The 26,952-nt window shown below is 71.1% G+C and carries 24 protein-coding genes and 1 pseudogene; 15 read left to right on the plus strand and 10 right to left on the minus strand.

Going from position 1 to position 26,952, the window contains the following annotated elements:
* The first annotated feature begins 69 nt into the window (after positions 1 to 69).
* Both ftsH and folE read left to right on the plus strand, forming a co-directional pair.
* Positions 70 to 2,097: an ATP-dependent zinc metalloprotease FtsH gene (gene ftsH / locus BDK92_RS19640; protein ID WP_121158018.1), complete on the plus strand. Its 2,028-nt coding sequence runs from the start codon at positions 70 to 72 to the stop codon at positions 2,095 to 2,097.
* Positions 2,098 to 2,126: 29 nt separating this feature from the next.
* Entirely contained in the window at positions 2,127 to 2,795 is a 669-nt protein-coding gene (gene folE, locus BDK92_RS19645; RefSeq protein WP_121162398.1) for a GTP cyclohydrolase I FolE, read from the plus strand.
* An 18-nt stretch (positions 2,796 to 2,813) separates the two neighbouring features.
* Here the strand turns inward: folE and BDK92_RS19650 are convergent, their stop codons facing one another.
* Both BDK92_RS19650 and BDK92_RS19655 read right to left on the minus strand, forming a co-directional pair.
* Entirely contained in the window at positions 2,814 to 3,269 is a 456-nt protein-coding gene (locus BDK92_RS19650) for a hypothetical protein (RefSeq protein WP_121158019.1), read from the minus strand.
* Entirely contained in the window at positions 3,266 to 5,896 is a 2,631-nt protein-coding gene (locus BDK92_RS19655) for an FtsK/SpoIIIE domain-containing protein (protein WP_246017134.1), read from the minus strand. The genes BDK92_RS19650 and BDK92_RS19655 overlap by 4 nt, the downstream gene beginning before the upstream one ends.
* A 226-nt stretch (positions 5,897 to 6,122) precedes the next feature.
* On the opposite strand from BDK92_RS19655, the gene BDK92_RS19660 reads away from it, so the two are divergent.
* Positions 6,123 to 6,689: a hypothetical protein gene (locus tag BDK92_RS19660; protein WP_342775833.1), complete on the plus strand. Its 567-nt coding sequence runs from the start codon at positions 6,123 to 6,125 to the stop codon at positions 6,687 to 6,689.
* A gap of 18 nt (positions 6,690 to 6,707) precedes the next feature.
* On the opposite strand, the gene BDK92_RS19665 is transcribed toward BDK92_RS19660, so the two are convergent.
* From BDK92_RS19665 to BDK92_RS19685, 5 genes and pseudogenes are all read right to left on the minus strand, one after another.
* On the minus strand, positions 6,708 to 7,325 hold the full coding sequence (locus tag BDK92_RS19665) for a hypothetical protein (protein WP_121158021.1): 618 nt from the start codon (positions 7,323 to 7,325) through the stop codon (positions 6,708 to 6,710).
* Positions 7,326 to 7,371: 46 nt separating this feature from the next.
* Positions 7,372 to 8,526, minus strand: a complete 1,155-nt coding sequence (locus tag BDK92_RS19670) for a M23 family metallopeptidase (protein ID WP_121158022.1) — start codon at positions 8,524 to 8,526, stop codon at positions 7,372 to 7,374.
* 19 nt (positions 8,527 to 8,545) lie between these two features.
* Positions 8,546 to 9,094: a hypothetical protein gene (locus tag BDK92_RS19675; protein WP_121158023.1), complete on the minus strand. Its 549-nt coding sequence runs from the start codon at positions 9,092 to 9,094 to the stop codon at positions 8,546 to 8,548.
* Between the two features lie 3 nt (positions 9,095 to 9,097).
* The gene (locus tag BDK92_RS19680) at positions 9,098 to 11,071 is read right to left on the minus strand and encodes an MFS transporter (protein ID WP_121158024.1); all 1,974 of its coding nucleotides are present in this window, start codon (positions 11,069 to 11,071) and stop codon (positions 9,098 to 9,100) included.
* A gap of 1 nt (position 11,072) precedes the next feature.
* Positions 11,073 to 13,693, minus strand: a pseudogene (locus BDK92_RS19685) (ATP-binding protein); the annotation flags it as partial.
* Between the two features lie 170 nt (positions 13,694 to 13,863).
* On the opposite strand from BDK92_RS19685, the gene BDK92_RS41215 reads away from it, so the two are divergent.
* Positions 13,864 to 14,625 carry a hypothetical protein gene (locus BDK92_RS41215; RefSeq protein WP_425462244.1) on the plus strand — a complete coding sequence of 254 codons (762 nt, stop codon included), beginning with the start codon at positions 13,864 to 13,866 and terminating at the stop codon, positions 14,623 to 14,625.
* 207 nt (positions 14,626 to 14,832) lie between these two features.
* Here BDK92_RS41215 and BDK92_RS19690 read toward each other — a convergent pair whose 3' ends face one another.
* The gene (locus tag BDK92_RS19690) at positions 14,833 to 15,195 is read right to left on the minus strand and encodes a hypothetical protein (RefSeq protein ID WP_121158026.1); all 363 of its coding nucleotides are present in this window, start codon (positions 15,193 to 15,195) and stop codon (positions 14,833 to 14,835) included.
* Positions 15,196 to 15,211: 16 nt separating this feature from the next.
* The gene (locus tag BDK92_RS19695) at positions 15,212 to 15,529 is read right to left on the minus strand and encodes a hypothetical protein (RefSeq protein WP_121158027.1); all 318 of its coding nucleotides are present in this window, start codon (positions 15,527 to 15,529) and stop codon (positions 15,212 to 15,214) included.
* 462 nt (positions 15,530 to 15,991) lie between these two features.
* Here BDK92_RS19695 and folP point away from each other — a divergent pair, with 462 nt between their 5' ends.
* From folP to BDK92_RS19730, 7 genes are all read left to right on the plus strand, one after another.
* Positions 15,992 to 16,813: a dihydropteroate synthase gene (gene folP, locus BDK92_RS19700; protein WP_121162400.1), complete on the plus strand. Its 822-nt coding sequence runs from the start codon at positions 15,992 to 15,994 to the stop codon at positions 16,811 to 16,813.
* Complete coding sequence (gene folB, locus BDK92_RS19705; RefSeq protein WP_121158028.1) at positions 16,810 to 17,169, plus strand: dihydroneopterin aldolase; 360 nt, start codon at positions 16,810 to 16,812, stop codon at positions 17,167 to 17,169. The genes folP and folB overlap by 4 nt, the downstream gene beginning before the upstream one ends.
* 3 nt (positions 17,170 to 17,172) lie before the next feature.
* Entirely contained in the window at positions 17,173 to 17,697 is a 525-nt protein-coding gene (gene folK / locus BDK92_RS19710) for a 2-amino-4-hydroxy-6-hydroxymethyldihydropteridine diphosphokinase (RefSeq protein WP_121158029.1), read from the plus strand.
* Between the two features lie 98 nt (positions 17,698 to 17,795).
* Positions 17,796 to 18,314 (plus strand): DUF3180 domain-containing protein, encoded by a 519-nt coding sequence (locus BDK92_RS19715; protein ID WP_121162401.1) that lies wholly within the window; start codon positions 17,796 to 17,798, stop codon positions 18,312 to 18,314.
* A 181-nt stretch (positions 18,315 to 18,495) separates the two neighbouring features.
* On the plus strand, positions 18,496 to 19,911 hold the full coding sequence (locus BDK92_RS19720) for an ABC transporter permease (protein ID WP_121158030.1): 1,416 nt from the start codon (positions 18,496 to 18,498) through the stop codon (positions 19,909 to 19,911).
* Positions 19,912 to 19,992: 81 nt separating this feature from the next.
* Positions 19,993 to 20,307 (plus strand): hypothetical protein, encoded by a 315-nt coding sequence (locus tag BDK92_RS19725; protein WP_121158031.1) that lies wholly within the window; start codon positions 19,993 to 19,995, stop codon positions 20,305 to 20,307.
* A gap of 173 nt (positions 20,308 to 20,480) precedes the next feature.
* The gene (locus BDK92_RS19730; protein ID WP_121158032.1) at positions 20,481 to 20,972 is read left to right on the plus strand and encodes a hypothetical protein; all 492 of its coding nucleotides are present in this window, start codon (positions 20,481 to 20,483) and stop codon (positions 20,970 to 20,972) included.
* An 87-nt stretch (positions 20,973 to 21,059) separates the two neighbouring features.
* On the opposite strand, the gene BDK92_RS19735 is transcribed toward BDK92_RS19730, so the two are convergent.
* Positions 21,060 to 22,022: an ABC transporter ATP-binding protein gene (locus tag BDK92_RS19735; protein WP_246017545.1), complete on the minus strand. Its 963-nt coding sequence runs from the start codon at positions 22,020 to 22,022 to the stop codon at positions 21,060 to 21,062.
* 110 nt (positions 22,023 to 22,132) lie between these two features.
* Here BDK92_RS19735 and BDK92_RS19740 point away from each other — a divergent pair, with 110 nt between their 5' ends.
* The 4 genes from BDK92_RS19740 (at position 22,133) to BDK92_RS19755 (ending at position 26,947) form a co-directional block, all read left to right on the plus strand.
* Complete coding sequence (locus tag BDK92_RS19740) at positions 22,133 to 22,822, plus strand: ABC transporter permease (RefSeq protein ID WP_121158034.1); 690 nt, start codon at positions 22,133 to 22,135, stop codon at positions 22,820 to 22,822.
* Complete coding sequence (locus tag BDK92_RS19745; RefSeq protein WP_121162402.1) at positions 22,819 to 23,541, plus strand: ABC transporter permease; 723 nt, start codon at positions 22,819 to 22,821, stop codon at positions 23,539 to 23,541. Before BDK92_RS19740 ends, BDK92_RS19745 begins: the two co-directional genes overlap by 4 nt.
* 263 nt (positions 23,542 to 23,804) lie before the next feature.
* Positions 23,805 to 24,809: a glycine betaine ABC transporter substrate-binding protein gene (locus BDK92_RS19750; protein WP_121158035.1), complete on the plus strand. Its 1,005-nt coding sequence runs from the start codon at positions 23,805 to 23,807 to the stop codon at positions 24,807 to 24,809.
* Positions 24,810 to 24,955: 146 nt separating this feature from the next.
* Positions 24,956 to 26,947, plus strand: coding sequence for a hypothetical protein (locus BDK92_RS19755; RefSeq protein ID WP_147457058.1), 1,992 nt, complete (start codon positions 24,956 to 24,958; stop codon positions 26,945 to 26,947).
* The last annotated feature ends 5 nt before the right edge of the window (positions 26,948 to 26,952 follow it).

Here is a 26,952-nt window from a genome sequence, read left to right on the forward strand (position 1 = left end):
CGACAAGCCAACCCAGACGGTCAGGACGTCGATCAGGAGGGTCCGGGCGCCAAGGCGCTCGACAACAGTATGGAACGTACGCGTTTCTTCCGCCGCCCGGTGGTCTGGATCATCCTGGTGATCATCGGTGCGATCGCGCTCAGCTCGTTCTTCACCGGCGGCCCGAGCTACCACAAGGTCGACACCTCGGTCGCCCTTGATCAGCTCCACACGGCCAGTATCAAGAAGGCGGTCTTCCAGGACAAGGAGCAGACGCTCCAGCTCGACCTGGCCAACAAGACCAAGTTCGGCGACACCACTACCGATCGGATCCAGGCCCAGTTCCCGGCCGAGATCGGCCGTGACGTCTGGAACCAGGTCGAGGCGGCCAAGGCGGCGAACCGGATCACCGGTCCCGCCGACACCAAGGTGTCCAGTGACAACGTCTTCCTGACGCTCCTGGTCAACCTGCTGCCCATCGCCGTACTGGTGATCCTGCTGCTGCTGTTCATGTCGCAGATGCAGGGCGGTGGGTCCCGGGTGCTCAACTTCGGCAAGTCCAAGGCGAAGATGATCACCAAGGACACCCCGAAGACGACCTTCGCCGACGTCGCCGGCTCGGAAGAGGCGGTCGAGGAACTCCACGAGATCAAGGACTTCCTCCAGAACCCGGCGAAGTACCAGGCGCTCGGTGCCAAGATCCCCAAGGGCGTACTGCTCTTCGGGCCGCCCGGAACCGGAAAGACCCTGCTTGCGCGGGCGGTCGCCGGTGAGGCGGGGGTGCCGTTCTACTCGATCTCCGGTTCCGACTTCGTCGAGATGTTCGTCGGTGTCGGCGCGAGCCGGGTCCGTGACCTGTTCGAGCAGGCGAAGTCGAACGCTCCGGCGATCGTCTTCGTCGACGAGATCGACGCGGTCGGCCGGCACCGGGGCGCTGGCATGGGTGGTGGCCACGACGAACGTGAGCAGACCCTCAACCAGCTTCTGGTCGAGATGGACGGCTTCGACACCAAGGGCGGCGTGATCCTGATCGCCGCGACCAACCGGCCGGACATCCTCGACCCGGCGCTGCTGCGCCCGGGCCGCTTCGACCGGCAGATCGCGGTGGACACCCCGGACATGGAGGGCCGCAAGGCGATCCTCCGGGTACACGCCAAGGGCAAGCCGTTCTCGCCCGACGTCGACCTTGACGCGGTGGCTCGCCGTACCCCGGGCTTCACCGGTGCCGACCTGGCGAACGTGATCAACGAGTCGGCGCTGCTGACCGCCCGTGGCAACAAGCGGGCGATCTCCAACGATTCGCTCGAGGAGTCGATCGACCGTGTGATCGCCGGCCCGCAGCGGCGTACCCGGGTGATGAGCGACCAGGAGAAGAAGATCACCGCGTACCACGAGGGTGGACACGCGCTGGTGGCCTGGGCGCTGCCGCACTCCGCGCCGGTGCACAAGGTGACGATCCTGTCCCGGGGACGTTCGCTCGGCCACACCCTGGTGCTGCCGACCGAGGACAAGTACACCCAGACCCGGGCCGAGATGGTCGACACGCTGGCGTACGCGCTCGGTGGTCGGGCAGCCGAGGAACTCGTCTTCCACGAGCCCACCACGGGTGCCGGCAACGACATCGAGAAGGCCACCGCACTGGCCCGCGCGATGATCACCCAGTACGGCATGAGCTCGAAGCTGGGCGCGATCAAGTACGGCACCACCGGTGACGAACCGTTCCTCGGCCGCAACATGGGCCACGAGCGGGACTACTCCGACTCGGTCGCCGCCGAGATCGACGCCGAGATGCGCGCGCTGGTCGAACTGGCCCACGACGAGGCCTGGGAGATCCTGGTCGAGTACCGCGACGTGCTCGACAACATCGTGCTCGAGCTGATGGAGAAGGAAACCCTCTCCACCGCCGACATGGCCCGGATCTGCGCCCGGGTGGTCAAGCGTCCGCCGCTCGCCCCGTACAACGGGTTCGGCAAGCGGCAGCCGTCGACCGAGCCCCCGGTGCTCACCCCGGCTGAGAAGGACAAGCTCAAGGCGCAGGCCGAGGCGGACGGCGCCGAGGCGACCGTCGGTGGCGGCGGTGCCACGCCGCCCGCGCCCAACTCGGACGGCCCGCACTGAGCAGCGACATCGTCGGCCCGGTGGACGAGGTGCACGACGCCTCGTCCACCGAGCCCGACAACGACGACACGCTGGACTACCTCGCCGCCCGACTGGTCGACGGCAAGCTCACCGGCAGCCCGGTGGAGGACGCCGTCGACCTGCTACGGATCGAGAAGGCGGTACGCGAGATCCTCATCGCGGTCGGCGAGGACCCCGATCGGGACGGCCTGGTGAAGACCCCGGCCCGGGTCGCCCGGGCGTACGCGGAACTCTTCGCCGGCCTGCGGGTCGATCCCGCCCAGGTGCTCGGCACCACCTTCGAGGCCAACCACAGCGAGCTGGTGCTGGTCCGCGACATCGACGTGATGAGCCTCTGTGAGCACCACCTGCTCCCGTTCCGGGGAATGGCCCACATCGGCTACATCCCGGGTGCCAACGGGCGGATCACCGGCCTTTCCAAGCTGGCCCGCCTGGTCGAGGTCTACGCCCGGCGACCACAGGTCCAGGAGCGGCTGACCAGCCAGATCGCCGACCTGCTCACCGAGAAGCTGCAACCACGCGGTGTGGTCGTCGTACTCGAGTGCGAACACATGTGCATGGCGATGCGGGGCATCCAGAAGTCCGGTGCCAAGACCATCACCTCAGCGGTACGCGGCTCGCTCCAGGAGGACTCGAGGTCCCGCGCCGAGGCGATGGCCCTGATCATGCACTCCTAGGCGCAGCCACGGACGGCACTAGCCGAACAACGCGAACGCGCCGATGCCCAGACAGCTCAGCAGCACCAGCACCGCGAGAGCGAACGGGCCGTACACCACCAGTCCGTGCACCCATGTCCGGCGACGGCGGTCCGCCCCACTGCCCACGGCCGGTAGCCGGGTCGCGGTGACCATGACGTCCGCCACGTCCGCCGTGCCCCGCGCCTGACGCAGCCCGGCCAGGACCGCCGCTGGACCAGCCGCCATCGCCTGACCGGCTGCGGCCACCTCGGCCGGTGCCGGTACGAGTTCCGGTTCCGGTACGCCCAGGGCGCGCAGACGTGCCTGCTGCGGCACCAGCCGGGCCCGTACGGCGGTCAGTTCCTCCCGGGCGTCCTGCACCGCCTCAGCCTGCTCGCCGGCTGCGGTCGCCGCCCCTCGGCGAACCGCGTCGAGCCGCTGCGCGGCGGCGAGATACTCCTCCCAGGCGCTCACCGGAGCACCTCCGGAAGGACGAACGGGACGATCATGGTGGTCCGGTCGGCCCGCCGGTCATGCCACAGTGCCCGACCACGGCGTGGCCGTACGACGGGGCGGCCGAGCAGTCCGGCCAGTTCGGCTTCCGGGAGTCCCAGCAGGACCAGATCGCTGACCAGGGCACCGGCGGCCCGGTCACCGGCCGGCCCGGTCGCGCCACCCCCGCCGGAGTCGATGGCGCCCTGGGCGGTGGCCGGTTCAACGCCGAGAACCCCGGCGAGGCGACCGGGCCGCTCCGCCCAGGCCAGCAGGTGCACGCCGCGATTCGGCCACTCGCGCAGCAGCACGGCGAGCCGGTCGGTGGGCAGAGCCGTCGGTGCGAGCCCGTCCAGACCGAAGAGCACCAGGTAGCCGGGTTCCTCCTGGTCGAGCACGCGATCCAGCCCGGTGGCGTCGACCATCAGCACCTCGTGTCGCTCGCTGGTGAGGTCGGCGGCGAGCCGGCTCGCCGGACCGACCGTCCCCGGCGCGAGAGACGCGACCACGAACCGGCCGGCGCCGCTCGGCAGGTGCGCGGCCAGGCTGCGCGCCGCCACGTCGAGTACGTCGGCCCCGGCCGGGCCGAGGACCACCAGGTGCCGCGCGCTTGACTTGTCGAACGAGATCGCGGCGGTCTCGAGCGCCGGTGCGAGCACCCGGCCGACCAGGGCGGCCGGTCCGGCGCTCAGGCCCGCAGCCGCCGCCAGGTAGCCGGGATCCTCGGTCAGCGCCTGCTCCGCGTACCCGACGAAGATCGTCGGCGGTAAGGCGTCCGCCGCCCGTGCCTGCCAGAGTCGCTGCCGTAGCGCAGCCAGTGCGCCGGGGTCGACCTGCGGGTCGGGGAACTGGACCACGCGCTCGTGTCCCCGGGTGGCGCCGCGTGGGCCACCCAACCCGCCCGCCGTGTTGACCACCGCACTGCCCATCGGCAGACCGGCCGCCGCGTCGTTTGTCGGCTCCAGCACCTCACCACCGCCGGGCAGCGCCACCCGGACCGGGAACTGGGCGTACACCGAGTCCCGCTGTCCGTATCCCGGCGCCGGATCGGAGACGGCCCGGTTCACCAGGACCAGATGTACGCCGTACGGACGGCTGCGGCGGGCCAGCGACTCGAGTCGGCGGCGGGCCTGCGGGTCAGCGTCGTCCTCGGCGTCCAGCAGGAACCGGAAGCTGTCCAGCACGCAGAGGATCCGCGGCATCCGGTGCCGGGCGCGCAGGTCGGCGAACCGGGTGACGCCGGCGGACTCGGCCAGGGCCGCGCGCCGGGTCACCTCCGCGTCGAGTTCGTCGAGCACGGCCAGTCCGTACTCCCGGTCGCACTCCATCCCGACCACCCGCGCGTGCGGCAGCCACGACGGATCGTGACCCGCCGGAACGACCTCCTCGAACGACGATCCCTCGGCGAAGTCGAGCAGGTAGAGCATCAGATCGTCGGGAGAGTAGTGGGCGCAGAGACCGTAGATCACGTTGACCAGGAACGCGGACTTGCCGGCACCGGGGCGCCCACTGACCAGCCAGTGCGGGGTGAGTTCGTTGAACCGCAGCGTCACCGGGATCTCGCCGTCCCGGCCGACCGTGGTGACCAGACCCTCGGCCGGATCCGCTGTCCAGAGGCCGTCCGCCCCTTCGGGCAGCAGGTCGGCCAGGTGCGGGCGTGAGTTCGCGTTGACCCGCGCGGCCAACTCCTGGCAGACGCGTTGGAAGAGCTGCGCCGGCGGGTCCTCGTCGAGGAAGACCGGAGAGTTGAGCCCGGTGGAGGGCAGGTGTTCACCCGGGCTGCCGAACGAGGCGCCGGGCGGGTCACCGACCAGCGCGTACGGGTTGCGCAAAGCGATCATCGTGCTGTCGGCCAGGGGAGGTTGGGTGGTCTCCGCGGTCAGCGGTGGTGGCGGCCAGCCCGCGATCATCAGGTGCAGCCCGGCCGCGGGACCATGCTGGGCCAGGGCGCCGATGCGGACCAGGTCCGCCGACTCGGTCAGCTCGGGCAGCGAGGCGATCACCAGCAGCAGGGTGCGCTCGTGGCGGCGGCCCCGGTCGGAGTGCGGGCGGGCGGGCCGTACCCACTGCTCGGCCTCGGTCAGGATGGCCCGCAGACCGGCCCGGTCGGTTGCCGGCGGCGGCATGAGGCCGGCGTCGGCCAGCGGCGCGAACGGCGCGAAGAGTCGGCCGGCGGTGGCCGCGTCCACCGCCCGTACCAGCAGCGAGCCGGCGGGGGCGGCGGCCAGCAACCGGAGCAGGACCGCGCGGACCAGGCCGGACACCCGGGGGTCGCGAGCGTCCGCGTCGATGGTGAGGTGGCCGGTGCCGAGCAGCGGTACGACCGCCGGGAACCGGGCGTCGTCGAGTGGTTGTGCGATGCCGACCCGGACGAAGCCGGGGAGCCCGGGGCCGCCCAGCGGGGTGTCCACCGCCTGCGCGCCCAGTGGTGCGCCGAGCCAACCGGGCACCAGTGCAGCCGCGGCGGCCCGAAGCCGCTCCGCGAGTTCGTGCTGCTCCCGCTGGTCTGCCGGGGCCGGCTGGGTCGCGTCCAAGGTGGTGGCGGCGGCCACCGCGGTGGCCGCGGCCTGGCGGTGCAGCGCCGCCGCTTGACTGGTCCTCGTCTTCACTTGGGTCACCCCCTCCACCTCTCACTCGTGGCGGGTCACCCGGGGCGGGTACCTCTTCTGTCGGAGACGTTATCCCAGCCGGAGCCGATCATCGTGGACGCACAGCCGAGCACGGAGGGTGCTCATGTCGCATCAACTGCATATCGTCACACTTTGCTGCCATTGAGTTATCAAGCTGTGCTTCTCGCCCATTGGGTCGGAACCCGCCAACCGATAGCCTCAGGGTGTGGAATCAGTGCAGCCCCCCGCGGGTTCCCAGGTGTCGTGGGTCCCCGCCCAGCGCACCAGGTCGGGACAGGAGAGCCCTGACCCGGTCGCGATTCCACCCGCCCCGAAGCGTCGCCGGTTGCGCACGGTCCTGGCGATCGTCGCCGGGCTGCTCGCCGTGCTGGGTGTCGCCGGTGCGGCCATCGCGTACGTCGCGTACGACCGCTACACCAGCCCGGACCAGAGCGCGCCCGACATCACCGTGAACAACTACCTCCAGGCGTACATGGCTGACCGGAACGACATCCGGGCCAAGCCGCTGGCCTGTGGGGACACGTCCAAGTTGGCCGAGTTGGCCGCATTGCGGGCCGACCTCGTGGAGCGCGAGAAGCGGTTTGATACCACCTTCCACGTCAAGTGGGGCAAATTGGACCCGCACGAGGAAGGCGACAGGGCCGAGGTCCTGGTCGACTTGGTTCTCTCCACCTGGGTGAACGATCTGATTCAAAGCGAACGACAATCCTGGCGGTTTGTCACCGAACGGGACGGCGCCTGGCGGGTCTGCGAAGCCTCGCGGGTCACCTAGTGACCGCCGATCGAGCGGTCACTCGATCCAGAGCAGGTGAACCGGAATCTCCAGAGTGGCCGGTGGCTGCCCGCTCCATCCCCAGCGGTACCAGTCGAGTTCCGGCGTGACCCGTACGCAGATGTCACCTTCCGTGCTGGTGTAGACCTCGGTGACGGCCCGCAGGTCGCGGCGTTCGACGGTATCCACTACGTGCACCACCCGGCGCCCGGAGACCGAGTCCGCCTCGACAACCGGCAACGGGGGCCGGTGCGCGGGCCGGTCGAGTGAGACCAGCAGGGAGAGCACGTCGCCGGAGGGGGCGCGTACGCCGAGATCCGGCCCCGCTGGTTCCCCGAGGGTCTCCACCCAGACCCGGTCCGCCGGTACCAGCGGCGCGAAAACCTCGATCTGCTCCGCTTCGGCCCGGTACCACTCCTGTTCGGGAATCACCGGTACGTAGGTGCGGCTGCCCTGCACCACCCGCTCGTCCGAACGCAGGTCGGCCCGCCACCCCAGACCGGGAAGACCGACCAGGACCCGGCGACCGCGCAGATCGAGTTGTTCCCCGCTGGTGGCGAGCACGACCGGCCGGGGTGGCCGGGGCGCCCAGTCCGGTTGCCCGGCGAACGGATCGGGGAGAGGGTCGCCGGTCACGGCCGAGGTTTCCGGTGCCGATCGGATCGGGTTGGCCGGACCAACCTCATCCGTTCCCCTGCAAGGTCGCGCCGCGATCCCGCATGAACGGCACCGGGTTGATCGCACCCCGACTGCTCCGGTCGCCCTTCACGTGCACCTCGAAGTGCAGGTGCGGCCCGGAGGAGTTACCGCTTGAGCCGACATTGCCGATCACCTGTCCGGCCTCCACCATGTCGTTCACGTTCACCAGTGGCTTTCTGACCATGTGACAGTATCGCGTGATGATCTGATTGGCGTGCAGGATGTCGACGAACCAGCCGCAGCCACCCTTGCCGGGGAATCCGTCGACGTCACAACTGCGTACGCCGCCCCGGTCGGGATCACAGCGGGCCACCAGCACCCGTCCACTCGCCGCGGCGCGGATCTCGGTCCCCTTCGCCGCACCGATGTCGACCCCGTTGTGCGACGGCCGCGAGGCGGTGCGGAAGCCGGACCCGACCGCGCCCGGGATGGGCAGGGTCCAACCGGAGGCGGCGATGTCCGCACCAGCTGCGCACCGCAGATCGGCACCGTTCACCGGCACACCGGCGCCAGCCGCACGGGCGGCACCCTTGGTGAGTGCGTTCACGATCTGGGTGGCGATCGCCTCGTGTTTGGCGTACGCGTCGGGGAAGGCGCTGCGCTGGACCCGCTGCGCGGCATCGGTCAGCCGTTTCTTCTGCCAGCCGCGTACCTCCAGCAGCTTCTCGTAGAACTTGCGCGACGTGTACTCGGGATCCAGCAGCTGCTGGGGTGTACCCCAGCCCTGCGAGGGCCGCTGCTGGAACAGGCCGATCGAGTCGTGGTCGTTGCTGGCGCCGAGGTGGGGCAGGTTGCTCAGCCGGGACTCCTGCATGGCGGTCGCCACCGCGATCACCCAGCCCCGTGGAGGAACCCGCATCTGCGCACCGACGTTGATGATGACCGCGGCGTTGCGCATCTGGGCCGCGTCGTACGGCTCGATGATCGGCAGGCCGTCCTTGATTTCGATCGGCTTGTCCTGGCCGCAGCCGAAGGTGTTGAGCACCGGGTCGTCGGACTTTCCGAGGAACTCGGAGAAGAGCAGCGCACCGGTCCCCCCGGTGCAGCAGAGCAGCGCCAGCGCGGCGGTGAGCGCGATGGCCAGCGCCGGCAGTCGCCTGCGCCGGGCGTTCGCCGCGGGATCCTGGTCGTCGCTCATCGTCCACTCCGGACCGTGGTCATCCTCGCTCCCAATCCACCGCGTCGACCAGCCATCGCCCCTGCGGGGCGACCAGCTCGAGACGGAGCGTGCCGGCGTCGACCGGCACGCTGACCTCGACGAGCTCGGCGCTGCGGGTGACGACCTCCAGCTTGCCGGTGAGTCGTTCCGCCGGCACTCCCGCCGGGTCCACACCACTGAGCCGGTCCGCCAGTCCACTCGTGGAGAGGGGGCGGAGCTTGTCGTGCCACTGCTTCGCCGACACTCCCTCGTGGGCGAGCCAGGCAGCGGCGAACCTACCCGCGATCTCCTCCGGTGCCGCCGCGCCCGGACTGGTCCGTGGTGTCGGTGGCGGCTCGGTGGTGATGACGCCGTCGTCGCCGGTCGTCGGGTCGACCGTGGCGATCGGCTCGACCGGTGCCCCGGAGAGCCCGGAGTCGTTTCCGGAGACGCCGGAGACGAGTCGGGCCGCACCCACCACGCCCAGGATCAGCACAGCCAGCATCAGTGCGATCCCGAGTCGGGACCGCAGGATGCCGGTGACCAGGGTCTCGAGTGCGCGTCGCACGGTCTACCTCGCCTCGGACCGGATCCGGGGTGCGGTCGGCGTCGGTGTCGGCGTCGTCTCCGGCCGCTTGGCCGAGTCGGGACGGTAGAGCACGTACGTCGGTTTCTCCGCCGGCACGTCCGGATCGGTCCACTCCGCGCCCCGTCCGCTTCGGGGACGCGGTGCGGTCTGCTTCGACGGGCCGCCCCGGTCCGGCTGGCCGGCCCCGCCGGACTCTTCCCGACCGTCCGGGCGACCCTCCCGGCCATCCGATCGCTCGCCGGCACGGGTGTCGGCCGAGTGCGACGGATCCTCCAACCGGGCCTCGGGACGCAGGTTGGTCTGCTCGGCCATCACCTCGCGCCGCTTGCCGACGGCCCGGTCGCCGCGGGAGTCGGACTGGTCCGAGCGGGACGACTCCCGCAGGTCACGCAGGAAGCGGCGGTGCCAGGACTGCTCGGCGTCGACCGTACGCGTGGTCGTCTTGCCACCAAGTTGGGTGATCCGCCGGTAGGGCCGGAGCAACAGCCACCCCACCACGCCGGTCAGGAACACGAGCACGACCTGTAGCCAGCCGGGCAGGGTCGGTGTGCTCATCACCAGGTCGACGGCGAACAGGTAGATGGCCGCGCCGGTCCCGAAGATGGCGATGTTGAACACCGCCGCGACAACCGCGTTGGCCAGCCGACGCAGCCCGGCGCTCGCGGGCCGCATCAGGCCCACGGTGCCGAGCACCGGCGCGGCGATGACAGCCCAGCGGAAGATCAGGAAGCCGAGCAGGACCAGCAGTGAGGCGGTCAGGTCGAACAGGGCGAAGAGCAGGGCGGCGAGCGCGGCGATGAAACCCGCACCGATCCGCTCCATGTCCCGGCTCCCCTGGAGGTACTCGTACGCCTCGGGATCCTCGATCTTGATCTGCTGGGCGACCTTGTTCCACTGGTTCTTCTTCGCCTCGAAGATGGTGTCCCGGGTGGTGGGGTTGGCCCGCAGTCGCTCGGTCTCCTCCCAGGTCAGCGACTTGGCGTCGTACAACGCCTTGCCGTACTTCTTGGCCGTCACGCTGTCGGCCGAGCCGAGCAGGCCACGCAGCCAGTTCCGGTAGAGCATGGTCTCGGTCGAGATGTCGCTGGCTCGTACCGCCGGGGGCCGCTTGTCCGTGCAGGCTCTCGGGTCCAGCGCCGAGCACTCTTCCGGCGGGATGTCTCTGGTCGAGGGTCCGACGGCCTCGTGTACGACGCTGAGCGAGGAGATCAGGGCGTTGTCGGCGATGTTCGCCGACTGCACCGGCCACGCGGCCAACGCGGTCACCGCCACCATCACCAGCAGCGCCCAGCCGGCGGTGGTCATCGCGTGGCTCATCTCGGACTGCCGCGACCGCCACAGCAGATAGAGCCCGACAACACAGAGAGTGATGATGCCGAAGACGCTGAAGACCTTCTCGTACACTGCCTTGGTTGCCTGTTCGACCAGGGGATTCGCCCAGTCCCACATGGTCCGGGGGTCCCAGGCCCGTTCCCGGAGCGCGTTCGACGCGCCGATGACCGCGGTCGCCGCCATCAGCTCACCACTGGCCACCTTGGTGAGCGCGAGGCTCGCCGGGTTGACCACGCTCGACGCGCAGCCACCCTCCAGGTCGTAGGTCTCGTAGCTGTAGCCGGCGTAGCCGTAGTCGCTGTAGAGCCCGCGTGGACCGGGTTCCTTAACGGAGTCGGGGCGGGCGGCGAACCAGCCGGCGAGACCGGAGTCGGGCGTGCCCGGAGTGGGCGGATCCAGGCACTCGGCGGTTGTCCCGCCGACCTCCTGGAGCTTGTCGACACAGGTCCGGAAGTCCGCCTGCCATTCCTCCGTGGTGCAGAGGTCGGCCGGGGCGTAGGCCGGCAGCGTCGTCGCCGGGGCGGCGGTCGCCGTGACGCCGAGCAGCGGCCAGGACACGGTCGCCACCGCGATCACGGCGAGGGCGAGGAGGAACGCGATGCTGCGTACGCCGGCCCGCGCCATGTCAAGCCTCCAGGTCCGCGAGGGGGATGGGCAGGTTCGCCGGGGTCGAAGCCGCGCTGGCCGGGGTGGTGTCGAGGTGGTCGAGCAGACCCTCGACGTACGACACGTCGACCCGGATCTTCTGCACCCGTCCGTCGACGTCGCGCATGACGAACTCCCGGAAACCGAGCCGGGAGGCTGACGACGAGTCCACGTTCGACAGCGAGGCCAGGGTGGCCTCGTAACCGTCGTTGACCGGCACCCGGAGCAGCCGTAGCGCCTCGGAGGCGATCTCGGTGTCCTCGGCGATCCGACCCACGAACACCGTCGAGACCAGGTTCTGCACGTCCAGGCCGAGGATGTCCCGGGGGTTCTGGGATGCCACCAGTGCGGAGAGGTTCCACTTCCGGGAGTCCCGGGCGAGTCGGACCAGGAACGAGCGGCCGGATCGCCAGCCCTCCATGAAGTGGGCCTCGTCGAGACCGACCATCTTCCGGGATCCCATCGAGCCGCCGTAGCAGCGGCGTACGGCCAGTCGGTGTGCCGTGTGCAGCATCGGCAGCGCGAGAGCCTCCTCGGCCGACCAGTACTCTCGCTCGATCTTCAGATCGGGCAGGCGCAGTCCGGCCATGGTGATCACGGTCAGCGCGGCGTCGGCGCCGAGCAGACCGGCCGGAGGCCGACCGAAGAAGAGCAGCGCGAGCGGCATCTCGGCGGTGTCCAGCAGGAGGTTGGCCAGCTCCTTGCCCTCGTCGTTGTCGAGGTTCGCCAGGCAGGCGACGACATCGTCCAGGGTGGACGTCTCCTCGGCCGGCACCTGACGCACCGCGTGCCGCAGCAGGGTGGCGGTGGACGCCTCCCGGGCCACCTGCGGCGGGACCAGCATCATGCAGATGTCCTGCACCAGCATCCGCCGCTCGGCCCGGGAGTTGGAGATGGCGATCTCGAACTCCCGGTCGCCACCGGCACCGGTCGGGAACTCCGACCGCAGTGGGGTGGGGATCAACGCGTACGGGGCGAGCGTGCCCTGTTCCGAGCCGGTCAGGTTGAGCACCCGCGAGTACGGCCGCAGCTCTGGCATCGAGCAGAGCCGGGCCAGTGGACCGGACGGGTCCAGGAGCGTCACCTGCACCCCGCGTCGGGCGGCCAGGTAGCCCAGGGCACCGAGCAGCGTCGACTTTCCGCCGCCCGGTTCGGCGACGAAGACGGCCAGCCCGGAACGTTCCCGTACCTCCATCGGGAAGTGCAGGTCGAGGAAGACCGGCCGACGGCAGGTGCCGGCGGTACGTCCGATCAGGTCGCCGCGCCGGTCACCGACCGTGGAGGCGGCCTGCGGCAGTGCGGCGGCGAGCAGGTTGACCGGCATCCGCCGGATGTATCCGGTGTTGGCGATCGGCTCACCGGGGATGAATTCGCGGGCCAGCCAGTCCTGGTTCTTCGGGTGCTGCAGCGACACGCGCAGTTCCCGGGAGTAGAGCTGGATGAGCCGGCGAGCCCGCTCCAGGCACTCTTCCCGGGTGCGCCCACCAACCGCGATCCGGTGCCAGCCGTGTGCCCGGGCCGAGTCGACCGGCAGGCCGGTGGTCATCTCGTCGCCGATGACCAGGGCCCGCTTGGCGAGCCGTTCCAGCTCCGGCGGGGCGTCGATGCCGTGTTCGGCGTAGTCGAGCTGTTGCGACCGGATCATCCGCAGCCGGTGTTCGAGGTTACGGAACGAGTCGCCGGAGCCGAGGATGTCGACCCGGGTGGAGAGTTCCATCGGCCAGGGCAGCCGCTCGTGGAAGTGCAGCCAGGGCTCGTGCCGTTCGGGGATCTCCAGCGGCTCCATCCGGCCGACGGCGAGTACGGCGACGTGTCGCTCCTCGCCGGTCATCCGGTTGACCAGTTTGACCGTGGAGCCGTACGGGCTGCGGTAGCGCTCGACCTGTTCGGTCAGGGCCAGCAGGTCACCACGTTCCCACTGTCCGTTGGTGACCGGGGAGAGCGTTCCGGGCGGCGCCATGCAGAGCGCCACCGAGCGGTAGAGCAGCCACTCGAGTTCACCGGCGGTGACCCGCCGCCCGCGCATGCCGAAGGCGCCGAGTACCTCGTCGAACTGTTCGACGGTGCGACCCAGCTTGCGTCGCTCACCGTCGGCCACGCCCCGCCCGAAGGTGCGCAGGATCCGTTCGGTGAGCGAGTTGCCGAGGGAGCGGCGGGCGAAGGTGACCCCGAGATAGGTCTGACCCTCGGCGTGGTTCACCGAGAGCAGGTGCCGTTGGGCGGCGACCAGGTGGTCGGACCAGCTGGCGGCGCCGGGTACCGCTGCCAGGGGGTGGGGGGTGTGCGCGTCGACGGTGCGGGCCCACTCGTCGGCGGGGAAGGGGCGGGTGGTGCGGCGCAGGTGCAGCCGGAAGCCGGCGAGTCCGGCGTACTGCTCGGAGATGGCGGCGAGCAGCGCCTCCCGTTCGGCATCCGGGCGGAAGGCCCAGCGCACCTCCGGTAGCCAGTACCAGGCGGTGACCGTGTTGGGGGTGAAGGTCAGGTGGCCGGCGATCTCGGTGATGGCGAGTTCGATGGCCGGATCCCGGTCGGTGAACTTCACCTTCGGGGCGCGGACCTGGGTGGGCTTCGGTTCCGACTCGCGTCGCCGGGACCGGCCGGGCTTCTCCTTCGAGGAGCCGGCCCCCTCCCGGGGCTGTCCCGGGCCGGAACCGGTTCGTTGCTGGTGCGGTCCGGGGTCGGTGGGGTCGGGGCCGTGTTGGTCAGGTCCGGGGCCGCCCTGTCGGGGGTCCGGTCCGGTGGGCCGGTCGTCCCGGCCGGGGGCGAATCCGGTGGGCCGTTCGCCGCGGTCGCCGGCGAACGCGGCGGGTCCGGCCTCGGCTGGCCGTGGTCCGGGCCGCGCGGTCGACGGTGTGTCGGTGGTCCGGCGGGCCTCCCGACGATCCTCCGGGTACGGCTCGTCCGCGGGCGGCGACGGGTGTGGTTCGGACGTCACCGGTGGGTGGGTCGGCTGCTCCGGGATACGCCTGCGGGCGGGCGCGCCGGTGGCCGGGGCGGCGCGCTGGCTGGGTGGCGCGGTGGCGATCCGCCGTCGGGCCGGGTCCATCGCCGGTACGCCGATGCCGCTTTCCGGGGTCCGGGCCCGTACCACCGGTTCGGGCAGTTCGTCGGGTTCCCAGGTGGGGAGTTCGGCCGGGTGGGCGGCCCATCCGGTGTCGGTACGGGGCGGTGGCTCGGCTGCCGTACGGGTGGGTTCGGTGTGCGGGGTGTCGGTGCCGCGGGCCGTTCGGCTGCCCGTTGGCCGGGTTGGGGGAGCCGGGGGTACGGCGACGGCCGCTGGGATGCCGCTCGACTGTGGCTGGCTGGGCGCCCGGGGTGCGGGCGGCATCGCGCCACCGAACAGGTCGAGGAAGGGTGAGTCGATGTCCGGGCCGTCGACCGGTGGTGGGCTGGCGACGGTGGGTGTGGCCGGCGTGGCGGACCGGTCGCGGGCGGGTTGCGGCGCCTGGAATACCGCCACGCCGCCGTTTCCGGGGGTGGCGGTGAGCGCGTCGTTGACGGTCTCGTCCTCGTCAAGATCGGGCTCGGCGTAGCTGATCGGTCGCGTACCGTTACCCCTGAGGGTGGCAGCACTTTCGGCCGGGTGTGGGGAACCCGGCGTGGCGGGGCGGGTCATGCCGCTGCCTCGCCCGACCGGACAGCTCCCGTTGCCTGGGACCAGATCTTCACGCGCCGCCTCGATTCGTTCCACGTGGCCGTTCCGGCCGCCGCCCCGAGCCCTACGCTCGTCCGCTGCCTACTCATGCCAGGTCCTCCCGGATCCGGATGCGGGTGGCGATCAGTCGGGGATCGCGCTGCTCCGTGGCCGGCTCACGGGTACGTCGCCAGTCGGTCAGCGCGGTGCGGATGACCATTCGCGCGGGCCGGTCCGGGTCGACGTGCCGGAAGATGAAGGACGTGGTGACGATCGCGAGTGCGATTTCCCAGGCCGGGAAGAGCTCGACCTTGAGGGTGAACAGCCAGTGGATGAAGATGTAGAGCGGCACCAGTAGCAGGAAGAGTCCGTACTGGGCGTAGGGCAGGTGCACCGGCAGGGTGTAGCCGGGTGGCCCGAGGTAGACCAGACGTGCCCGGTAGATGTCGTCGTCGGTGCGCAGCCGCATCTGGATGCTCCGCGGTCTACTCGAAGATCAGTTTGATCAGGTAGTCGCCGACGAAGAACAGCGTGGCGGCACCGGCGATGAAGGCCAGGCCGACGATGGCGATGGCCGAACTGGTCAGCACCTTTGAGATCTCACCCCGGCTGGCCCGCCCGATGAAGATCACTCCGAGTACGGCGAGCAGGATGGGTGCGATCTTGCTGGCGAAGAAGCTGACGACACCGTCGGTGTTGATGCCCGGCGAGGGTGTCGGCTCGGCGGCGAGAACGGGAGCGACCGTTTGGAGCGCGTACGTGGTGTTGGCCCACGCCGTCTCCACCAGCTCCATGGCGATCATCGGAATCCTCCCCGGTGCGGCGACCGGAATCGCGGCACTGCAGTTGTCCAACCCGGCCGAACAAGGGGGTCGGCGATGCGGTGCCGGGTTGACCCTCTGTCTCGACCCTCACCGCGAGCGGTGACGGCTTCTGGGCGTTTTGGTCCGCTTCGGCCCATCTCCTCAAGCTTCGACGTCCGGCTGTTGCGCAATTCCAAAGGGTACGGCCCGTGCCTGCTTGGAACAAGCCAAGCGGAGTGTCACCGTTACGACCTCGTTGTCCGGTCTGTTTGGCCAGCTACCGCCCAGGTGGGACGCGGTGCGTTCGATGCCGCTGGGTAACGTTCAGCCGTGACTGAGTTGGCCCACGGCCCCGCTGGCACCTCCGGTGCGCCCGCACCGGCGTCCACCGCGGCGCCCGACCTGACCCGACTGACCGGCCCGGAACCGGACGAGTTGCTCCGACCGGCCCGCCCGGTGGTGATGGGCGTCCTCAACGTCACCCCCGACTCCTTCTCCGACGGTGGCCGGTACGCCGACCTCGAAGCGGCCGTACGGCATGGACTGCGGATGCGCCACGAGGGTGCCCGACTGATCGACGTCGGCGGCGAATCGACCCGACCCGGTGCCGACCGGGTGGACGCCGAGACCGAGGCGGCCCGGGTGCTCCCCGTCATCCGCGAACTGGCCGCCCACGGCGTACCGATGAGCATCGACACGTACCGTGCCAGTGTCGCGGCGGCGGCGCTGGAGGCAGGAGCGACGGTCGTCAACGACGTCTCCGGTGGGCTCGCCGATCCGGACATGGCCCGGGTGGTCGCCGACGCGGGTTGCCCCTGGGTCCTGATGCACTGGCGCGGCCACGCCAAGCAGATGCGGGACCTGGCCAACTACACCGACGTGGTGACCGACGTGAAGGCCGAGCTGGGCCAGCGGATCGCGGACGCGTTGGCGGCGGGCGTCGCCGCCGACCGGATCGTGGTCGACCCCGGCCTCGGGTTCGCCAAGGGGGCGGCCGACAACTGGCAGCTCACCGCCCGGCTCCCCGAACTGCTCGCGCTCGGCTTCCCGTTGCTCTTCGCCGCGAGCCGGAAGTCGTACCTGGGGGCGCTGCTCGCCGACCCGGACGGCACCCCCCGCCCGACCGACGAACGCGCGGCGGCGACCGTCGCCACCAGCGTGCTCGCGGTCGCCGCCGGCGCCTGGGGCGTACGGGTGCACGACGTACGCGGCACCGCGGACGCGCTCGCCGTCTGGGAGGCGAGCGGTCGACCCCGACTGGCCGTACCGGGGGCGACCCGATGACGGACCGGATCACCCTGACCGGCCTGCGCGCCCGTGGCCACCACGGTGTCTTCGACTTCGAACGGGCCCAGGGGCAGGACTTCCTCGTCGACGTGGTGTTGGAGCTGGACCTCGGCCCGGCGGCCCGCTCCGACGAGGTGACCGACACCGTGCACTACGGCGAGTTGGCGGACGTGCTGGTCGGGATCATCGGTGGCGAGCCGGTGAACCTGATCGAGACGCTGGCGGAGCGGCTCGCCGCAGCCTGTCTCGCCGACCCTCGGGTGCAGGTCGCGACGGTGACCGTACACAAGCCACAGGCGCCGATCCGGCACGAGTTCGCCGACGTCGCCGTCACGCTGACCAGGCGGAGGTGAGCGGTGAGCCAGGTGGTGTTCTCGCTCGGCAGCAATCTCGGTGACCGGCTCGGGCACCTGCGTTCGGCCGTGACGGCACTCCAGGACGTACTGCTGGTTGTCTCCGGGGTCTACGAGACGCCGCCGTGGGGCGACCCGGACCAGCCGGCGTACCTCAATGCCGCGCTGCTGGCCGCGGACCCGGCGGCCGCGCCCCGGGACTGGCTGGAGCGGGCCCGTGGGATCGAGGAGGCCGCCGGCCGGGTCCGTGACCCGGCCCGCCGGTACGGCCCCCGCAGCCTGGACGTCGACGTGATCGGGGTCTGGACCGACGCGGGCGAACCGGTGTTCAGTGACGACCCCGAGTTGACCCTTCCGCATCCTCGGGCGCATCAGCGGGCGTTCGTGCTGCGTCCGTGGATTGACATCCAGCCGTACGGCAAGCTCCCCGGCCACGGCTGGCTGACCGATCTGATGAGCACCGAGCCGGTCGCGACCGACGTCCTGGACGTGCGTGCCCGGCCCGATCTCCAGTTAGAGTCGATATGAGGAACGAGTCGGCCGGAGGGTCGCGGAACGCGCCGGCCACGGGTGCGGCCCGGCTGAGCGAGCGGATCGCCGCGGCCGAACAGAGCGAGGAGACGCCCATGACCGAGCGGCAGTCCCCACCGCGCGGGCCGACGGACGAACGCCCCCGGATGGGCCCCACCCGGCTGGCCACCCTGGTGGTCGCCGCGCTGGCCTCGGCCGCCCTGGCCTGGCTGCTGGTCAGCCTCTTCTACGCCGACATCCCACCGCTTCCGTGGCTGCCCCCGGCGACCATCGCCGCACTCGCGGTCCTGGAGGGGTACGCGGCGATCAACACCCGGGCGCGGATCGAGCGTCGGCCCGGTCGGGACCCGGTCGACCCGCTCGCGGTGGCGCGTTTTGTCGTGCTGGCCAAGGCATCGTCGCTGGCCGGGGCGATCTTCGCCGGGTTCTACGCCGGCCTGGACGCCTGGCTACTGGTCGAACCGACCCGGGCGGCGGGCAACGACGTGCCCGCGGCGACCGCCGGACTGGTGGCCTCGTTGGGGCTGGTCGTGGCGGCGCTACTGCTGGAACGGTCCGGTCGGGTGCCGAAGCGTCCCGGCGACGATCGGGAAAACGACGAGCGCCAGGACTGACGGCCGAACCCAGAAGTGGCGTCCGCAGGGGGTGACGGCGGTGCCGGATCCGAGTAGCGTGCCTGCGACCGGTGGAAACGTGAGTTCCGTCGGGTCGGGTCCGGCGCTGTGACCGGCTCGGGCCCCAGCGACCGTCGAGGGGCTGGGATGGTCGGCACGACGACCGCGGGAGGCGCGCGAGATGGCGTACGACGAGTCGATCTATCGGCGGCACGAGTCAGCCGGCTCGGAGCCGGCCGGCGCGGGCGCGCGAGATGACTCCTGGTACGACGAGCGTGGTTACGCCGATGAGCGGACCGCTCGCCCCGACCCCGGCTACGCCGCCGGTTACGCGGCTGACGACTACACCGCCGGCTACCCCGCCGACGAGTACACCGGCAACTACCGCAGGGGTTCGACGACAGCGCAGTTCTCCGATGCGCCCGAGCCGATGGCGCCGACCCGGCCCGGTGTCTCGCCGGCCGAACTCGACGACGTCTTCGACGACCCGGCGCACGGCGAGCCCGGCCGGGACCGGCTCGGTGTGCACTTCGGCTGGGAGTTCGTACTGCTGCTGGTGACCGGGCTGCTGGCGTACGCGCTCTACCGGACCGACCCCGACCTGCTGCGGGGCGCACCGCTGAACCGGTTGCTGGTCGACGGGGCGGCGCTGGGGGCACTGGCGCTGGGCGCGGGCCTGACGCTCCGCGCCGGGGCGCCCAACCTCGCCCTCGGCCCGGTCGCCGTCGCGGCGGCCCTGCACTTCGCCGAGAACGGGGACCGGGGCGTGGTCGACGCCATGCTCCCCGCAGTGCTCTGGGCGATCGCCGCCGGCCTGGTGCTCGCGTTGCTGGTGGTCGGGTTCCACGTACCGGGCTGGGGTGCCAGCCTCGCCGTCGCGCTCGGGGTGATCGTCTTCATCCAGCAGCGTTCCGGGGCGGTGGACGTGCAGGGGGACTACGACCCGACCGAGCACGCCCTCTACCTGATCGGCGGCTTCGCCGCGCTGGCGCTGCTGGGCGGCCTGCTCGGCATGATCAAGCCCATCCGACGCTCGGTGGGCCGGTTCCGGCCGATCGGTGACCCGGCCCGGCGTCGTGGCGGGGTGGCCGCGACGATCACCACGCTGTCGATCATCGTGTCGATGGTGGCGGCCACCCTGGCCGGTGTGCTGCTCGCCGCCGACGGGACCGGGCGGGTGACGCCGACCTCCGGGCTCGAGTGGACCGGTCTGGCCATCGGGGTCGCGCTGGTCGGCGGCACGAGCGCGTACGGTCGCCGGGGCGGGGTCTTCGGCACGCTTTTCGCGGTCGCCGCGCTCACCCTCTTCCTCGCCTACGAGAACGCCCGGGACTGGGACATCGCGCTGGCCGCCACCGCCGCCGTCACCGTTGCCGCCGGGCTGGTGGTGACCCGGCTGGTCGAGTCGTTCGGCCGGCCCCGGTCCGCCGGCCCCGCCGAGGAGGAGTGGCAACCCGAACCGGCTCCCGCCGCGACCGCCTCCAGTTGGAGCGAGGAGCCCCCGGATCGGCCGGAGTGGTCCTCGGTGCTGCCGGACCAGGCGCCGGCCAGCCGAAGCGACCCATGGGGCAACGACCGCTGGGGCAACGAGCGCTGAGCGGCGCCCTGCGGGCAGTGGCAGGGCGACACGTGGCCACTCCGGGTGCCGCCGGGATCAACCCCGGCTAGGCTCGGCAGCATGACCGAATCGTCAGCCGGCGGCCCTAACGAGTCCGAGTTCGCGCAGCTCGACGCGTTGTCCACTGAGGAGCTGCGGGAGCGTGCTTTCGCCCGGGCCCGGGAACGCCTCGATGTCGGCTTCTTCTGGTCGGTGCTGCGTCACCTGCCCAACGCCGACGAGGCCACGATTCTCGACGGCTCGCCGAATTCGGTGGGGCCGACGGTGGACGAGGCGGTGGCGTTGTGGCGGCAGTTGACTGGTCACGGGTACGCCGATCCGGACACCGAACCGTTGCTGCGTGCCGCCTTCATCGACTACCTCCAGCGGCATTGACCCGTCGGGGCGGTGCAGGACCCGCTGCTAGTCCTAAATCCGCTCTTCCGGACATCCGTACGTAGCGCACAGTTCTTGAGCTACGTACCGTTGGTGCCTATTCATTAGTTGAGCGACAACGGGTGAGCGGTTCTCGGGTTTGCCCACTTGAGGGCACCGGGAAATAACGCGGCATGGCTCTCACCAATCGCTACAAGACCGCAACCGGTGCGGGCACACTCGCCGCACTCATTCTGGTCCTGGTCTTCGGCAGCCCCTGGTACGTCGACTGGGCCCGGGACAACACCGATCCGAACACGGCCGGCGGCTGGTTCCTGCGGCTGCTCTCCTGGCCGTCCTGGCGGTTCGACTCCGACGACTCGGTGCAGAACGTCGTTGCCGCCGACCTCAGGGCGATCCTGGTCGTCGCGCTCACCGCGCTCTTCCTCTACCTGCTGCCCGGTTCACAGTTGGCCCGGGCCCGGGGCACGCTCAGCCAGTTCTTCGCCGGCTGGGCCTCGTACGTCTTCGCCGGCGCCTTCGCGGCCCTGCTCACCACGCTGATCCAGGCGGACCCGACGCTGCTCGGCGCGTTTCAGGCGGCCGGCGACGGGGCCGGGTACGGGCTCTTCGTGGGCTGGGTCATCGGCCTCGCCACCCTCGGTGGCTGGCGCGGCCGGCGTTGACCGATTGTCGCCAGAGCCGATCGGAGCGTTGACCGCAGGCCATGCCCCGGGCCGAACACCTCACCGGCCCGGGGCGTGGCGTCGTCTTCAGCCGACCGGGTCGGCGGGGTAGTCGATGCTCAGGATGCGGTGGCGGCTGAGCAGGCCGACCGGCTCACTGCCCTCGGTCACCCACGTCTCGTCCGCGTTCGTGGTCAGCAGGGTGGCGAGCGCGTCGTAGAGCGACGAGCCGAGTGCCACCCGGGGCAGCGAACCCGGCAACGGCGTGGTGGGGAGGGGGTTGAGCAGGTCCCGGGTGATCGGGGTGACGGCGAGTCGACGGATTCCCCGGTCCGCGCCGACGAACTCCCGGACGAAGGACGACGCCGGTTCGCCGAGCAGGGTGGCGGGACTGTCGTACTGCTCCAGCCGCCCGCCCTGGGACAGGATGGCGATCCGGTCGCCGAGCCGTACCGCCTCGTCCAGGTCGTGGGTGACCAGCACGATCGTCTTGCGTACCTCCTCCTGCAACCGGAGGAACTCCTCCTGGAGTCGGGCGCGGGCGATCGGGTCGACGGCCGAGAACGGCTCGTCCATCAGCAGGACCACCGGGTCGGCGGCGAGCGCGCGGGCCACGCCCACCCGTTGCCGCTGCCCGCCGGAGAGCTCGTGCGGGTAACGCCGGCCGAACCTGGACGGGTCGAGGCCGACCAGGTCGAGCAGTTCGTCGGAGCGGCTCCGGATCCGCGACCGGGACCAGCCGAGCAGGCGCGGTACGGTGCCGACGTTGGCCTGCACCGTCTGGTGTGGAAAGAGTCCGACGTTCTGGATGACGTAGCCGATCCGACGCCGGAGTTGCACCGGATCGGTCTCGGTGACGTCCTCGTCGTCGAGCAGGATCCGCCCGGCCGACGGCTCGATCAGTCGGTTGATCATGCGCAGTACGGTCGACTTACCGCAGCCGGAGGGGCCGATCAGCACCACCAGTTCGCCGGCCGGCACCGACAGGCTCAGTTTGTTGACCGCGACGGTCCCGTCCGGGTACTGCTTGCGGACGCCGTCCAGCCGGATCGACGCCGCGCTCGGCGTACCGGCGGCACGGGTGGCACCGTCGCCGGAGTCACCGTACGGCGCGCTTCGGTGCGATGCCGCGGAATCGTCCTCCGGGGTAGCGTTCACCTATGTCCTTCCACCTGCTCTACCGGGAAGCCCCGGGTAATCCGTGGTTCTCCTGGCAGTACGTGCGGGACAACTCTGACACCATTCTCGGCGCACTGCGAGAACACGCGAGCCTGACCGCCCAGGCGGTGTTGCTCGCCGCACTCATAGCGATACCCCTTGCGGTCGTGGCCTACTGGTTCCGTGCCCTCGCCGGCCCGATTCTCGCACTCTCCGGGGTGCTCTACACGGTTCCGTCACTGGCCCTGTTCGCGTTCCTGGCGCCATTGCTCGGCATCGGGACCACCACCGTACTGGTCGGTTTGGTGCTCTACGCCCTGCTTCTGATCATCAGGAACGCGCTCGCCGGGCTCAACCAGGTGCCGGCGGAGGTACGCGACGCCGCCGAGGGAATGGGGTACGGGCGCCTCGGGCGCCTGATCCGGATCGACCTGCCGTTGGCCCTGCCCGGCATCCTCACCGGGTTACGCCTGGCGACGGTCTCCACCGTGGCGCTTGTCACGGTCGGGGTGCTGGTCGGCCATGGCGGGCTCGGGCAGTTGATCCTCGGCGGCTTCCGGAACAACTTCTTCAAAGCCGAGATCATGGTCGGCACCGTGCTCTGCGTCGTCCTGGCGCTGGTGCTCGACCTCATCCTGGCCGGCATCGGCCGGCTACTGACGCCGTGGACCGCCCGGGGGAGGACCCGATGAACGCGTTCGAACAGGCGGTGCGCTGGCTCAACGATCCGCTGAACTGGACCAATCCCGGTGGCATCCTGGACCGGCTCGGCGAGCACCTGACCATCTCGGCGGCGGCGGTGGCGCTCGGCTGCCTGGTCGCCTGGCCGATCGGGCTCTGGCTCGGGCACAGCGGCCGGGGCGGGGCCCTCGTCCTGCTGATCTCGAACGTGACGCTGGCCATTCCCACCCTCGCGCTGCTCACCATCCTGCCGCTGACCGCTCTCGGCTTCGGCCAGCGGCCGGTGATCGTGGCGCTGGCGATCTTCGCGGTGCCGCCGCTGCTCGCGAACGCGTACACCGGTGTGCGGCAGGTCGACCCGGAGACGCGGGACGCCGCCCGGGGGATGGGGCTCTCCGGTGGGCAACTGTTGCGGCGGGTCGAACTGCCGCTGGCGGTGCCGTACCTCGCCGCCGGGTTCCGTACTGCGGCGGTCCAGGTGGTGGCCACCGCGGCGCTCGCCTCGTTCGTCAACGGCGGTGGTCTCGGACAGATCATCAGCGCCGGGTTCGGGCTCGGTATCGGGGTCGGCGGCGGGCAGATCCTCGCCGGTGGCCTGCTGGTGGCGTTGCTCGCCCTGCTGGTCGAGGTGATCCTGGCCACGGTCGAACGGGCGGTCACGCCGCGTCCGCTGCGTCGCGGCACCCGCCGCGCGAACCGGAGGGCGGCGGCGGCCATCACCGGCTCCTGACGCCGTACGGCCGTGCCCCGCCGGTGTTTCCCCGCCGCGGGACCGTACGGCTGACCCTCGGATCAGCCCGATTCCGGTGCGTGGCTTACCCGTTAATCCAGCCAGCTAACAGTGTGACGATCCGGTGACGACATCGCCCCCGAGTTGTCGCTCGGTACGCGACGATGTTGGGTGGGAGGTCGCGGGCGATCGCCACGTCTGATCGTCCGTCGGACACGCGGCCGGCCCCGTTGGGCCGCGCCGGGACACGGAAGGCGGGCGTTATGCGCGCACGTACACGTCTGGCGGCGGGAGCGGTGGGCGCGCTCGCCGTGGCCACATTCCTCGCCGGGTGCGGTGAATCCGGGTCGTCGGGCACCGAGGCGCCGCCGAGCGCGGCGGCCGGTGCCGGTTGCGCACCGGTGGCGGGCAAGAAGCTGGTGGTGCTCGAGGACGACAAGAAGTTGCAGGACACGGACAACGTCATTCCGGCGATCAACGCGAAGGCCGCCACGCCGGAGCTGGTCGCCGCCCTGGACAAGGTTTCCGCCGCGATCGACACGCCGAAGCTGATCCAGCTGAACAAGGCGGTCGACGTCGACCGGAAGTCGTCGAAGGTGGCGGCCCAGGAGTTCGCCTCCGCGAACAACCTGACCAGTGGCATCAGCAAGGGTGCCGGGGGCCCGATCACGGTCGGCGCGGCCAACTTCAGCGAGAGCCAGACGCTGGGTGAGCTCTACTCGATCGCGTTGACCGCCGCCGGGTTCACGGTGAAGGTCCAGACGGTCGGCAACCGTGAGCTCTACGAGCCGGCGCTGGAGAAGGGTGAGCTCCAGGTGGTGCCGGAGTACGCCGCCACCCTGGCCACGTTCCTCAACGGCAAGATCAATCAGGGCAGCACCGCCCAGGTCGCCTCCTCCGACCTGAACCAGACGGTGACCAACCTGAAGGGCCTCGGTGAGAAGGCCGGCCTCACCTTCGGTACGGCGTCGAGCGCGCAGGACCAGAACGCGTTCGCGGTCACCCAGGCCTTCGCCGACCAGCACGGACTGAAGACCCTGTCTGACCTGGCCGCCAAGTGCTCCGGGTCGGCCACCATCCTCGGTGGCCCGCCGGAGTGCCCCCAACGGCCGAAGTGCCAGGCCGGACTGGTCCAGGTCTACGACTTCAAGGCCGGTTCGTTCAGTTCCCTGGACGCCGGTGGCCCGCAGACGAAGACGGCGCTGACGACCGGCGCGATCAGCGTCGGCCTGGTGCTCTCCTCCGACGGAGAACTCGCCGCCGGCTGAGTCCACCTCCTCGGGTATCCCGTGGGGCCGGCATCGTGACGCGATGCCGGCCCCACGGCCGTCTACGGAGGGTGTGCGGATGTGACCGGCCAGACGTTCGGGCGCCATCTCCCCGGATTCGGCAACTGTGGGTAGGCTGCAGTGCCATGCCCGCCGGGGATGACACCGAGCCGCCGCGCCGTCGGCAACTCCTGACGACCCTCTCCTGGACGGGCGTCGGGTTGGCATCGCTAGCTGCGCTCATGCTCCTGTTCGGGCAGAGCAACGGACTGCTGCGGATCACCGCGTTGCTGGGCGTACTCGCCATTGTCCTGATAGGACTTTCGGTCACCCTGCGTGGCAACTCGGAGACTGAGGGTGCCGAGCTGGAAGAGGCCCTGCTCGAGCGGATTGAGGAGGTGCGCGGCACTCTCCGTCAGGACATCGCCACCGCCGCCCGCTCCACCCATCAGGCACTCGGCGAGCAACTCCAAGCGGTCCAGCACAACGTGGCGGCGTTGCGCCGACAGGCCGACGCCGCTGGCACGGAATCCGGGCCCGGTCGCGGGGACCCGGCGGCAGGTCGTGGTGCCGCTCGCGCCGAGGCCGCTCCGGACCGGACGAGCGCGCCACCGCCGGACGCCGCCCGGAACGGTCCCCCGTCCGTGCCGGTGACCGGACCGTCGCCGGGTTCCCGTTCCGCGACGGGCTACCCCGGCCCCAACCGACGCGAGTCGGACCACCGTGAGCCGGTCCGGCAGGAGGCGTACGGCGGGTCCGCCCGGAACCACGAGCAGTACCCCGCCCAGTACGGCGCCGGCCAGTACGGCGGCGGTGCCCAGTACGGCGCCGAACCGTACAGGGGTGGCCAGTACGACGGCGCCCAGCAGGGCGGGCCCGAGCAGTATGACGGCAGCCAGTACGACGGCGGCCAGTACGACGGTGCCGAACCGTACGGCGGAGGCCGGTACGGCGGCGCCATGCCGGAGTCGGGCTACGGCGGCCGGGAGCGGGGCGGCCGTGCCACGGTACCGCCCGCCACCGGCGCCGCTCCGCCTCGTCCACACCTCGGTGGCGGCGTGGTCCGGCACACCGAGACGGTGAAGGTCACCACCCGGCACACGATCGTCGGGCCGCCGGGTGACGACAGCGGTCCCGGCCATGTGTACGGCAACGTCTACGGCGGTGGCGGCGGCTACGCCCCGGAGGCCGATTACCCGTCCAGCGATCGGTATCCGCCGGGCGAGGGCTACCGAGGTGGCGGCGGGGCGGACGCAGACGAGTGGTCCGACCGGCCGGCCCGGGGACGCCGGGCGGCCAGCCCGGACGACGAGCATCGGGGCGACTGGTCGGGGGCGCACCCGGGCGGCGAGACGCCACGATCCGAGCGGTACGTCTCGGCGGAGCCGGACGGGGCCGGTTTCGAGGACGCGTCCCGGTGGTCCGGCCGGGCGGGCGACCGGTGGGCGTCGGTACGCAACGACGAGCGGGGCAGCGAGCTTCGGATGGGCGAGCGGCGGGCGGCCGTACGCGCGGACGAATCCGGCACCGAACTGCGGGTCGAGGACCGCTGGGCGAGCATGCGGCGGGAGGAGCCGAGGCGCGACGGGTCCCGGCGGGACGAGCCGGGTTGGGCCGGTGACCGCCCGGCGGCTCCGGAGGGTGGAGGGCGTCGCCGGGCCGACCAGTGGGGTGACGCGGACCGAGGTGCCTCTGGCGATGGTGACCGTCGGCACCGTGGCGCCTCCGCTGACGGGGACCGTCGGGGAGACCCGCAGTGGGCCGGTTCCGGGAATCGGCAGCGAGCCGGTGCGGGGGACGTGTACTGGGCCGAGCCCGACGCTTCCGGGGGCCGCTGGTCGGGCGCAGGCGGGGACCCGGCCGGGGGCCGCTGGTCGGGTCGGGGCGAGGGCCAGGACGACGGCCGTTGGTCGGACGCGGGCGCCGGGGCGTGGCCGGATCGTGGCCGGGACCGGTCGCCGGTCGTCCCGGCCCTGCCGGCCGGAAGCGCCGAGCCGAACGGTGGGTGGCGGGCGGGCCGGGGTGAGGCACCAGGTGCGCCACCGGCTCCGGGCGGGCGCCGCCGGGCCGAGGACCAGGCGTACGGCTATCCACCCGAGGACGACGCGCCGCGCGCTGGTGGAGCCCGCTGGCGCTGAACCGC

The sequence above is a fragment of the Micromonospora pisi genome, from assembly GCF_003633685.1.
GTDB lineage: Bacteria > Actinomycetota > Actinomycetes > Mycobacteriales > Micromonosporaceae > Micromonospora_G > Micromonospora_G pisi.

Bases quoted from the DNA above. Each gene is read 5' to 3' on its own strand.
- ftsH (WP_121158018.1), top strand. From the start codon at position 70: ATGGAACGTACGCGTTTCTTCCGCCGCCCGGTGGTCTGGATCATCCTG.
- BDK92_RS19670 (WP_121158022.1), bottom strand. From the start codon at position 8,526: ATGAGCGACGACCAGGATCCCGCGGCGAACGCCCGGCGCAGGCGACTG.
- BDK92_RS19680 (WP_121158024.1), bottom strand. From the start codon at position 11,071: ATGGCGCGGGCCGGCGTACGCAGCATCGCGTTCCTCCTCGCCCTCGCC.
- BDK92_RS19690 (WP_121158026.1), bottom strand. From the start codon at position 15,195: ATGCGGCTGCGCACCGACGACGACATCTACCGGGCACGTCTGGTCTAC.
- BDK92_RS19695 (WP_121158027.1), bottom strand. From the start codon at position 15,529: ATGATCGCCATGGAGCTGGTGGAGACGGCGTGGGCCAACACCACGTAC.
- folP (WP_121162400.1), top strand. From the start codon at position 15,992: ATGGGCGTCCTCAACGTCACCCCCGACTCCTTCTCCGACGGTGGCCGG.
- folB (WP_121158028.1), top strand. From the start codon at position 16,810: ATGACGGACCGGATCACCCTGACCGGCCTGCGCGCCCGTGGCCACCAC.
- BDK92_RS19715 (WP_121162401.1), top strand. From the start codon at position 17,796: ATGACCGAGCGGCAGTCCCCACCGCGCGGGCCGACGGACGAACGCCCC.
- BDK92_RS19720 (WP_121158030.1), top strand. From the start codon at position 18,496: ATGGCGTACGACGAGTCGATCTATCGGCGGCACGAGTCAGCCGGCTCG.
- BDK92_RS19725 (WP_121158031.1), top strand. From the start codon at position 19,993: ATGACCGAATCGTCAGCCGGCGGCCCTAACGAGTCCGAGTTCGCGCAG.
- BDK92_RS19730 (WP_121158032.1), top strand. From the start codon at position 20,481: ATGGCTCTCACCAATCGCTACAAGACCGCAACCGGTGCGGGCACACTC.
- BDK92_RS19740 (WP_121158034.1), top strand. From the start codon at position 22,133: ATGTCCTTCCACCTGCTCTACCGGGAAGCCCCGGGTAATCCGTGGTTC.
- BDK92_RS19745 (WP_121162402.1), top strand. From the start codon at position 22,819: ATGAACGCGTTCGAACAGGCGGTGCGCTGGCTCAACGATCCGCTGAAC.
- BDK92_RS19750 (WP_121158035.1), top strand. From the start codon at position 23,805: ATGCGCGCACGTACACGTCTGGCGGCGGGAGCGGTGGGCGCGCTCGCC.
- BDK92_RS19755 (WP_147457058.1), top strand. From the start codon at position 24,956: ATGCCCGCCGGGGATGACACCGAGCCGCCGCGCCGTCGGCAACTCCTG.